This window comes from Arthrobacter sp. I3 (genome assembly GCF_000520575.1).
GTDB lineage: Bacteria > Actinomycetota > Actinomycetes > Actinomycetales > Micrococcaceae > Arthrobacter > Arthrobacter humicola_A.
Window position 1 is genome coordinate 47,426 of record NZ_KI914940.1, and the last position, 9,453, is coordinate 56,878.

Consider the following 9,453-nt stretch of genomic DNA (forward strand, 5'->3'; position numbering starts at 1 on the left):
CAGCGGCGGCCGCCGCGCCCAACGGCGTCCCGATCCGGGTGCTCTACGGTTCCAATGCAGGCACGTCCAAGGACTTCGCCCAGCGCCTCGCCAACGACGCCGGACGGCGCGGCTACAGCCCCACCATCGGTCCGCTCGACGAGGCGGCCGGCGGGCTGCCCACGGAGGGTCTCGTCGCGATCGTGACGTCCTCCTACGAGGGGCAGCCGCCGGACAACGCCCGAAAATTCGTGGCCTGGACCGAGGGCCTGCGGCCGGGCACCCTCGCCGGGGTCCGGTACACGGTCTTCGGCAACGGCAATAAGGACTGGGCGAGGACGTACCAGGAGGTCCCCAAGGCCATCGACGCCCGGCTCGAGGCTGCTGGTGCCACGCGGATCTATGCCCGGGGCGAGGCCAACGCCCGCGGCGACTTCTTCGGCGATTTCGACGAGTGGTACGCGGGATTCTGGCCCACGGTGGACGACGCCCTGGGGCAGCGGACCAGCCCGCCGACAGCGCAGCCCGAGCTGGAACTGCAGTTTGTCGGGAACGTCCGGGACCCGATGCTGCGCCAGAACGGTCTGGCGCTCGGCACCGTCGTCGCGAACCGGGAACTGGTCGATCTGGCCAAGCCCGGCGCCCGGTCCAAGCGGCATGTCGAGATCGCCCTGCCCGAGGGGATGAGCTACCGGACCGGGGATTATCTGGCCGTGCTGCCCCTGAATCCCAGCGAACTCGTGCAGCGGGCCCTGGCCCGTTTCAACCTCGACTACGACTCGCACGTCCAGCTGAGCATGGAGCGCGGGGACACCTTCCTGCCCACGGGCGCGCCGGTGGCCGTGGGCGAACTGCTGAGCAGCTACGTGGAGCTCGCAGTCCCCGCCACCCGCACCCAGCTCGAGGACCTGGCGGATGTCGCGGCCGATCCTGCCCACCGCGCCGAACTTGAGGCCGTGGCCCGGGACCGCGGGCGGTACGCGGCCGAGATCCTCGACAAGCGCGTTTCCATCCTTGACCTGCTGGAGGCGTATCCGTCATGCCAGCTGTCGTTCACCTCGTTCCTGCAACTGCTGACCCAGTTGACCCCCCGGCGGTACTCCATCTCCTCTTCCCCGCTGTGGAGCCCCGACCACGTGACCCTGACCTTCGCCGTCATCCAGGCTCCGGCGTGGTCCGGCCGCGGGGTCTTCGAAGGGGCCTCGTCGACCTACCTCGCCCAGGCCAGGCCCGGGTCAAGGGTCGCGGTTACTGTCCGCCCCTCGAACGCGGCCTTCCACCCGCCGCCGTCCCTGGCGGTCCCGCTCATCATGGTCTGCGCGGGGACGGGAGTGGCCCCCTTCCGCGGGTTCGTCCAGGACCGGGCGCTGCGGGCCGAGGCCGAGGAGACGACGCCGGCACCTGCTCTGCTGTTCTTCGGCTGCCGCGCCCCGGACACCGACTTCCTCTACCGCTCGGAACTCGCGTCGTGGGCGGACCAAGCCAACCTCGATCTGCGGCCGGTCTTTTCCACCGCACCCGAGGACGGCCTGAAATACGTCCAGGACCGGCTCTGGGCAGACCGGGCCGACGTCGTCGAGCTGGTCCGGCAGGGCGCCACGGTCTATGTCTGCGGCGACGGCAAGCACATGGCGCCGCAGGTCCGGGACACGTGCGCCCTCATTTACCAGGAAGCGACCGGCGCCTCCAAGGCGGAGGCCGAGGCCTGGATGGATGAGGTGGAGCGCACCCACGGCAGGTACGTGGCCGACATCTTCACCTGAGGCCGGCCGGTGCCGCCTAGCGGTGGTTGAACTCCGGCTGCCGCTTCTCAGTGAAGGCGGCCATGCCTTCCTTCTGGTCCTCGGTGGCGAACAGCGAGTGGAACACGCGCCGTTCAAACAGCACGCCCTGGGCAAGGCCGGTCTCAAACGCGGCGTTCACCGCTTCCTTGGCCACCATCGCCACCGGCTTGGATTTGGACGCGATCACCTCGGCGGCCTTCAGTGCCTCCTCGACGACGTCCGCGGCGGGGACCACCCGGGACACGAGGCCCGCGCGTTCGGCCTCCTCGGCGTCCATGAAGCGGCCGGTCAGGATCATGTCCATCGCCTTGGACTTGCCCACTGCGCGGGTCAGGCGCTGCGAGCCGCCCATGCCGGGGAGCACGCCAAGGTTGATTTCCGGCTGGCCGAACTTGGCGTTGTCCCCGGCGATGATGAAGTCGCACATCATCGCCAGCTCGCAGCCGCCGCCGAGCGCGAAGCCGGACACGGCTGCCACGACGGGGATGCGGAGCCGGGTGAAGTCCTCCCAGCCGCGGAACCAGTCCGCCGCGTACATGTCCATGTAGCCCTTGGACTGCATTTCCTTGATGTCCGCGCCGGCCGCAAAGGCTTTCGCCGAACCGGTCACCACCACGGCACCGATCCCCGGGTCCGCGTCCATCCCGGCGACTGCCTTCACCAGCTCGTCCATCGTGGCCTTGTTCAGGGCATTGAGGGCCTCGGGCCGGTTGAGCGTCACGAGGCCCACGCGGCCGCGGCGCTCCACCAGGATGTTTGCGTACTGTTCCGTCATGGGTGGTCCCCTTAGGTGGTGCTGGTCAGGTTCTGGTGCTGATGTTGCGCGTTGGCTTCGGTCCGGGACTAGTGCCCGGCCGTGCCTGCCTCGGATTTGCCTGCTTCCGACTTTTCCCGGATGTCGGTGATGATGCCGGAGAAGTCCCGGCCGGCACCGCCTTCCGCGGCAAACGTATCGTAAATTTCGGCCGCGAGCGGCCCGAGCCGGGCCGCTACGCCGGTGCTCTGCAACGCGTTGAGGGCCAGGTTGAGGTCCTTGGCCATGAGCGCCCCGGCGAAGCCCGGCTGGTAGTCCCGGTTGGCGGGGCTCGTCGGGACCGGACCGGGCACGGGGCAATTGGTGGTCAGCGCCCAGCACTGTCCCGAGGCGGCGGAAGCGACGTCGAACAGTGCCTGGTGGGTCAGGCCGAGCTTCTCGCCCAGCACAAAGGCCTCACTGACGGCGATCATCGAGACGCCCAGGATCATGTTGTTGCAGATCTTGGCCGCCTGGCCGGCACCGTGCGCGCCGCAGTGGACCACCCGCTTGCCCATGACTTCCAGCAGCGGCTTGACGGCCTCGAAGTCCTCCGGGAGGGCACCGACCATGAACGTGAGCGTGCCGGCCTCGGCGCCCACCACGCCTCCGGACACGGGGGCGTCGACGGCGCGGTGGCCGGCCGCGACCGCGAGTTCTGCGGCCTCGCGGGCCTCGTCCACGTTGATGGTGGAGCAGTCCAGGAACATGGTGCCCGGGGCGGCGGCTTCGAGCAGGCCGGGCGTACCGCCCGTGCCGCGGTAGGCGTCAAGGAGGTGCTTGCCGCTGGGCAGCATGGTCAGCACGACGGCGGCGCCCGCCGCCGCCTCGACAGCCGTCCCGGCAGTGGGAATGCCGTGCTCCCGGGCGGCGTCCAGGGCCGCCGGCACGACGTCGAAGCCGGTCACCCGGTAGCCGGCCTTGACCAGGTTGACGGCCATGGGGCCGCCCATGTGGCCCAGGCCGAGGAAGGCGATGGTGCCGGTAACCGGGGCTCCTGCGTCAGACATGGTTCTTCTCCTTGTTCTTCTCCGCGTTCTTCTCCTTCGGAGAGAGTTTCAGTTCGCGCCCGCCCAGCGGGGCGAAGTAGGCCGCGACGTCCGTCCCGGTGACCTCGGCGAGGGTGGCGGGCTTCCAGCGGGGATTGCGGTCCTTGTCCACCACCTGGGCGCGGATGCCTTCGCGGAAGTCCGAGCCGTCGAGGAAGCGCAGGCCGACGCGGTACTCCTGCTCCAGCGCCTGCTCCAGGCTCAGGCCGCGGACCCGGCGCAGGGATTCCAGCGCCACCTTGACCGCCGTCGGCGACTTGGCCTCGATGGTGTCCGCGGCTGCGGCGGCCTCCCCGCCCGCCTCCCCACCGAAGGCCCGCAGCCGGCGCAGGATTTCCTCGGCGTCGTCGCTGGAGTAGCAGGCGTCGATCCATTCCTGCTGTGCGGCCAGGACTGAAGCCGGTGCCGGTTCGGCGAATCGGGCGACTGCGGCCTCGGCCGCCTCGGTTTCGAGCGCTGCCGCCAGGTCCGGCAAACGGCCGGAGGGCACGAAGCAGTCGGCGAGGCCTAGGAACAGCGCGTCCGCGCCGCTCAGATGGGCCCCGGTCAGGGCCGCATGGGTGCCGGTCTCCCCCGGCGAGCCGGCGAGCAGCAGGGTACCGCCGACGTCGGGAACAAACCCGATCGTCGTTTCGGGCATGCCCGTGCGGGTGCGTTCTGTGACGATCCGTACGGAGCCGTGGGCCGAGATCCCCACGCCGCCGCCCAACACCAGCCCGTCCATAAACGCGAGGTACGGCTTGGGGTATTCGGAGATGAGCAGGTTCAGCCGGTACTCGACCGCCCAGAATTCCGCCGTGGCGTCCCCGCCGTCGAGCATGTCCCGGTAAATGGCAACGATGTCACCGCCGGCGCAGAGGCCCCGGTCCCCGGCGCCGCGGACCAGCACCGCGGCCACGGCGTCATCGTCGGCCCAAAGCGTGAGCTGTTCGAGCATCGCGGCGGCCATGCCGGCCGTCAGGGCGTTGACGGCCGCGGGCCGGTTGAGGGTCGCGACGCCCAGGTGGCCGCGCCGTTCAAACGCCACTTCCCCGGCCAAGGGTTCGCCGGCCGCTGCTCCACTGTCCGCTACCCGCGCAGCCTCCGCCCCCATCAGCTGCCTTCCGGCATGATGAAGCTGGCGCCCTGGCGGATGCCGGACGGCCAGCGGCTGGTGACCGTCTTGGTCTTCGTGTAGAAGCGGAAGGCGTCGGCCCCGTGCTGGTTGAGGTCGCCGAATCCGGACGCCTTCCAGCCACCGAAGGTGTAGTACGCAATCGGCACGGGGATGGGGACGTTGATGCCCACCATGCCCACCTGGACCCGGCTGGCGAAGTCGCGGGCGGCGTCGCCGTCTCGGGTGAAAATGGCCACGCCGTTGCCGAACTCGTGTTCGCTGCAGAGCCGCAGGGCCTCGTCGTAGTCTTCGGCGCGGAGCACGCTGAGGACCGGGCCGAAGATTTCCTCCTTGTAGATCTTCATGTCCTTCGTGACGTTGTCGAACAGCGTGGGTCCGACCCAGAAGCCGCCGTCGTAGCCTTCCACCTTCAGGCCGCGGCCATCGGTCACCAGGCTGGCGCCTTCCTCGACGCCGGAGGCGATGTAGCCTTCGATCCGGTCCTTTGCGGAGGCCGCCACCACCGGGCCGAAATCGGAATCCTTGGCGAGGCTGTGGCCGACCTTGAGGCCGGCGATCCGCTCCTGCAGCTTCTCCACGAGGACGTCCGCGGTCTTCCGGCCCACCGGAACGGCCACCGAGATCGCCATGCAGCGCTCGCCCGCGGAGCCGAAGCCTGCCCCGATCAGGGCGTCCGCGGCCATGTCCAGGTCCGCGTCGGGCATGATCACCATGTGGTTCTTGGCGCCCCCGAAGCACTGCGCGCGCTTGCCGTTCGCCGCGGCGGTGGCGTAGATGTACTGGGCAATGGGCGTGGAGCCGACGAACCCGATGGCCTGGACCCGGGGATCCTCCAGCAGCGCGTCCACCGCTTCCTTGTCCCCGTTGACGACGTTGAAGACGCCGTCTGGGAGGCCCGCTTCGGTGAAGAGCTCGGCCAGCCGCAGCGGCACGGAGGGGTCCCGTTCGGAGGGCTTGAGGATAAAGGCGTTGCCGGCGGCGAGAGCCGGCCCGGACTTCCACAGCGGGATCATGGCCGGGAAGTTGAACGGCGTGATGCCGGCAACGACGCCGAGGGGCTGGCGCATCGAGTGCACGTCGACGCCGGTTCCGGCGTTGTCCGAGAACTCGCCCTTGAGCAGGTGCGGGGCGCCTGCGGCGAATTCGACCACTTCGATGCCGCGCTGGATGTCGCCCTTGGCGTCCGGGAAGGTCTTGCCGTGCTCGGAGGATAGCAGGGTGGCGAGCTCGTCCATGTGCTCGTTGACCAGGTCCACGAACTTGAGCAGGATCCGGCCGCGGCGCTGCGGATTCATCGCGGCCCATTCCACCTGCCCCTTTTCGGCGCTGGCGATCACGTTGCGCACTTCCTCGGTGCTGGCCAGCGGCAACCGGGCCTGGACCTCGCCGGTGCAGGGATCGTACACATCGCTGAACCGGCCGGAGGTGCCCTCAACCCGCTGCCCGTCAATGTAATGGGATAGTTCTCGAACCATGACCGAATGCTCCTTTGCATGTGACCTAGATCATCTCTTCAGCCGAATATACTCGGACTTCCTACTAATTTCCAGAGGACGGAGCCGACCGGCGGCTTCGTCCGGGGGCCAAGTTCGGTAAGTTAGGGACTGTGAAGATTGCTACCTGGAATGTGAACTCGCTCCGTGCCCGCGCCGACCGTGTAGAGTCCTGGCTTCAGCGCACGGACTGTGACGTCCTGGCCATCCAGGAAACCAAATGCAAGGACGAGAACTTCCCCTGGGAGCTCTTCGAGAACATGGGCTACGAGGTGGCGCACTTCGGCCTGAGCCAGTGGAACGGCGTCGCGATCGCCTCCCGGGTGGGACTCGACGACGTCGAACGCACCTTCCTGGACCAGCCCGTGTTCGGCAAGAGCGGCAAGGACGCCGTGCAGGAAGCCCGCGCCATCGGCGCCACGTGCGGCGGCGTCCGGGTCTGGAGCCTCTATGTCCCGAACGGCCGCGCCCTCGACGATGAGCACATGCCCTACAAGCTCAACTGGCTGGACATCCTGAAAACCCACGCCGGCACCTGGGTCAAGGAGGACCCCCAGGCGCAGATCGCGCTGATGGGCGATTTCAATATCGCGCCGCAGGACGATGACGTCTGGGACATCGACTTCTTCCGCGCCAACGCCATGACCCACGTCAGTGAACCTGAGCGGGCCGCCTTCCACGCCTTCGAGGAGGCCGGCTTCCAGGATGTCGTCCGCCCGCACACCCCGGGGCCCGGCGTCTACACCTACTGGGATTACACGCAGCTCCGCTTCCCGAAAAAGGAGGGTATGCGGATCGACTTCATCCTCGGCTCCCCGGCCCTGGCGGCACGGGTCACCGGTGCGATGATCGACCGCGAGGAACGCAAGGGCAAGGGCGCCTCGGACCATGCCCCGGTGATTGCGGAACTGGCGGACTAATGGCTGCCGGCCAGGGAAGCGTCGTGATCCAATGACGGGGAGCATCTACCACGGACAGTCCGGGCTGCCGTTCTCTTCCGCGCTCCGGATCTACGAGCCCCTCGAGGCGTTCCCCGAACAGCAACGGAAGACCCTGGAGGCCGCCGGCGCCGGCCAGGCGTCCCGCGCGGCTGTGGAGAACGCCGAGCTCCTGGCGTCCCTGGGCCGCATCACCCGGCCCGACGGGGATCCGTTTCCCACCGGCCGGACCGATCTGGTGCGCGTTGTCGCGGTCCCGGCCAGGCGGGCCCCGTCCGGCGCAGCGCTCGACGTCGTCACGTCCGGGACAGCGGCCGCCCCGCAGCCCGACCGGTTGCTGTACTGCCCCAGCCAGCTGGTCCTCCGCGCCGGGCTGGCCGCCAATGCCCTGATGGAAGGCATCCACGGGCCCCTGGCCCAGCTGCTGATCCCGGAAGAACAGCGGGACAAACACCAGGAACGCATTGATGAGGTGCGCGCCCACGATGGCCTGAGCCGGGTCCACACCAGGGCGTCCACGTGGGGCATTCCGTTCAGCTGGTTCTGCCTTTTCCAGGAATCGGATCCCACCGACGTCGTCGAAGCCGACGGCCACATTGTGACGGTCCGCATCCGCGCCGGCATCGGCAACGCGCTGGAGCGGGTGAGCTACGCGGTGGCGCACCTGGCCCTCGCCGCGCCCGATCTCGACATGCTTGAGGATTTGACCCAGCTCACGGAATGGCTTGAGCTCTTCCACCCCGACTCGGCAGTGGAACTCGACTACGGCGGGGTGGCTGACAAGGTCTATCCGGATGATTCGCCGCTGGACGTACGCCTCGGCATCGAGTGCCTGGCGGAGGGGGACATGACCGGCGCCGCTGCGGCCTACCGCCGGCTGGCCTCGCGTTGGGTGCCGATCCGCCAGCTGGCCCGCGCGTCCTAGCCCGGCCCGAACGCCGCTAGCGGAGCCGCGCGGACTGGCGCAGCGGCGGCGCCGTCGTCGTCCGGATGATCAGCCGGTGCGGCGCCACAGCCGACTGCACGGAGCCGGAAATGCCGTCGAGCTCGTCCAGCAGCATTTTGGTGCCGAGTTCGGCCTGCTGGTCCGGGCGCTGCCCGACTGTGGTCAGGCCCATGGCCTCGGCGAAGTCGTGGTCGTCGATGCCGATGACCGAGAGGTCCTCCGGGACGCGCACACCGGCTTTGTTGGCCTCGAAGATGATGCCCATGGCCATCTCATCGGAGGCGCAGAAGATTGCTGTGGGCTTGGGACCGTCGGCGGCCCAAAGGCGGCGGAATGCCTCCTGACCGCTGCGCACGGTGAAGTCCCCCCAGAGGTCCCATTCGGCCCGGACGGGCAGCCGCGCCTCGCCCATGATGTCGTGGAAAGCCTGGATCCGGACCCTGGGGACGTCGAAGTTGAGGTCGGTTTCGTCGTCGCCGTGCAGGAGCGCGATGTCCGTGTGGCCCAGCCCAATCAGGTGGCGCACTGCGGTGGCGGCCGCGGCGTAGTCGTCGATGCCGATGTAGGGGCACTCCTCGACATGACCTCCCACCACCACCAGCGGGATATCGATTTTCTGGAGATGCTCGATTTCCTCGTGGGTGAGCGCCATGCAGAGGACCAGCAGGGCGTCGATCTGCTTGTAGACCATGGTCTTGCTGAAGAGCCGCTCACGGTGGCTGCCGTGGCCGCCGAGGTTGAAGAGGGAAAGGTTGTACTGCCGGGAGTGCAGTTCCCGGTCGGCGCCCTCGATGGCCTTGGAGAAGAACCAGCGGCTGACGAACGGGGCCAGCACGCCGATGGTTTTGGTCCGGCCCGTCGCCAGGCCGGACGCCGAGGGGACTTCCCATTGAAGGGGTACGGGCAGTGTCCGGCTTCTGCTCCTCGGCGGTGCCAGGGCGGGTGGATCGGCCCCATTGGGGCAGACATCCATGTAGGCCTACCCGGATAGGAGTGAGTGGTTTGGCCCCGCTAAGGCAGGACGCTTGGTTGAGGTTCTTGAAGTGGGAGGATCCGCATATCGATGAGTGTGGCGGTCCCGCCGAAGAGTTCCGGAGAGATGATTGTGGCCGGAACTCTTCGTTGTTCGTGCTGGTCGTGGTTGGAATTGTCCAACAAGCTGCTCAGATTCCTAGTTCTGCCGGGTGGCGGTCCTTGCGGGCAGGCGCCGGCGCAGCCGGATCATGCCGTAGAGGGCCAGCAGCATGGCGAGCAGGCCCAGGGCCCAGAACAGGGCCGGCTGGGCGGTCACCTCCATCCAGACGGTGACCGCCAGCAGCACCACGGTCCAGAATCCGAGGAACCCGATGATGAT

At 68.4% G+C, this 9,453-nt stretch carries 9 protein-coding genes; 3 read left to right on the top strand and 6 right to left on the bottom strand.

Translation table 11 applies throughout. From position 1 onward, the window contains the following. On the top strand, positions 1-1,742 hold a 1,742-nt coding region (locus Y706_RS25995), incomplete at its 5' end, for a diflavin oxidoreductase (RefSeq protein WP_043436326.1). Between the two features lie 16 nt (positions 1,743-1,758). Here the strand turns inward: Y706_RS25995 and Y706_RS0116400 are convergent. The 4 genes from Y706_RS0116400 to Y706_RS0116415 form a co-directional block, all read right to left on the bottom strand. Continuing rightward, positions 1,759-2,538, bottom strand: a complete 780-nt coding sequence (locus tag Y706_RS0116400; protein ID WP_028277448.1) for an enoyl-CoA hydratase — start codon at positions 2,536-2,538, stop codon at positions 1,759-1,761. A 68-nt stretch (positions 2,539-2,606) separates the two neighbouring features. Then, positions 2,607-3,566 (bottom strand): 3-hydroxyisobutyrate dehydrogenase, encoded by a 960-nt coding sequence (gene mmsB, locus Y706_RS0116405; protein WP_028277449.1) that lies wholly within the window; start codon positions 3,564-3,566, stop codon positions 2,607-2,609. After that, the gene (locus Y706_RS0116410; protein ID WP_084476197.1) at positions 3,559-4,698 is read right to left on the bottom strand and encodes an enoyl-CoA hydratase/isomerase family protein; all 1,140 of its coding nucleotides are present in this window, start codon (positions 4,696-4,698) and stop codon (positions 3,559-3,561) included. The genes mmsB and Y706_RS0116410 overlap by 8 nt, the downstream gene beginning before the upstream one ends. Beyond that, positions 4,698-6,197 carry a CoA-acylating methylmalonate-semialdehyde dehydrogenase gene (locus Y706_RS0116415; RefSeq protein WP_028277451.1) on the bottom strand — a complete coding sequence of 500 codons (1,500 nt, stop codon included), beginning with the start codon at positions 6,195-6,197 and terminating at the stop codon, positions 4,698-4,700. Before Y706_RS0116415 ends, Y706_RS0116410 begins: the two co-directional genes overlap by 1 nt. 131 nt (positions 6,198-6,328) lie before the next feature. Between Y706_RS0116415 and Y706_RS0116420 the strand changes: the two genes are divergently transcribed. Then, on the top strand, positions 6,329-7,135 hold the full coding sequence (locus tag Y706_RS0116420; RefSeq protein ID WP_028277452.1) for an exodeoxyribonuclease III: 807 nt from the start codon (positions 6,329-6,331) through the stop codon (positions 7,133-7,135). A gap of 31 nt (positions 7,136-7,166) precedes the next feature. Further along, positions 7,167-8,078: a DUF8083 family protein gene (locus Y706_RS0116425; RefSeq protein ID WP_028277453.1), complete on the top strand. Its 912-nt coding sequence runs from the start codon at positions 7,167-7,169 to the stop codon at positions 8,076-8,078. A gap of 16 nt (positions 8,079-8,094) precedes the next feature. Here the strand turns inward: Y706_RS0116425 and Y706_RS26000 are convergent, their stop codons facing one another. Both Y706_RS26000 and Y706_RS0116435 read right to left on the bottom strand, forming a co-directional pair. Then, the gene (locus Y706_RS26000; protein WP_084476199.1) at positions 8,095-9,072 is read right to left on the bottom strand and encodes a LacI family DNA-binding transcriptional regulator; all 978 of its coding nucleotides are present in this window, start codon (positions 9,070-9,072) and stop codon (positions 8,095-8,097) included. A 198-nt stretch (positions 9,073-9,270) separates the two neighbouring features. After that, positions 9,271-9,453: hypothetical protein (locus Y706_RS0116435; RefSeq protein WP_028277454.1), on the bottom strand; the 183-nt coding region annotated here is incomplete at its 5' end.

Excerpts from the sequence above, each read along its gene's own strand:
- Y706_RS0116410 (WP_084476197.1), bottom strand. The coding sequence starts at position 4,698 with ATGGGGGCGGAGGCTGCGCGGGTAGCGGACAGTGGAGCAGCGGCCGGC.
- Y706_RS0116400 (WP_028277448.1), bottom strand. The coding sequence starts at position 2,538 with ATGACGGAACAGTACGCAAACATCCTGGTGGAGCGCCGCGGCCGCGTG.
- Y706_RS0116415 (WP_028277451.1), bottom strand. The coding sequence starts at position 6,197 with ATGGTTCGAGAACTATCCCATTACATTGACGGGCAGCGGGTTGAGGGC.
- mmsB (WP_028277449.1), bottom strand. The coding sequence starts at position 3,566 with ATGTCTGACGCAGGAGCCCCGGTTACCGGCACCATCGCCTTCCTCGGC.
- Y706_RS0116425 (WP_028277453.1), top strand. The coding sequence starts at position 7,167 with ATGACGGGGAGCATCTACCACGGACAGTCCGGGCTGCCGTTCTCTTCC.
- Y706_RS26000 (WP_084476199.1), bottom strand. The coding sequence starts at position 9,072 with ATGGATGTCTGCCCCAATGGGGCCGATCCACCCGCCCTGGCACCGCCG.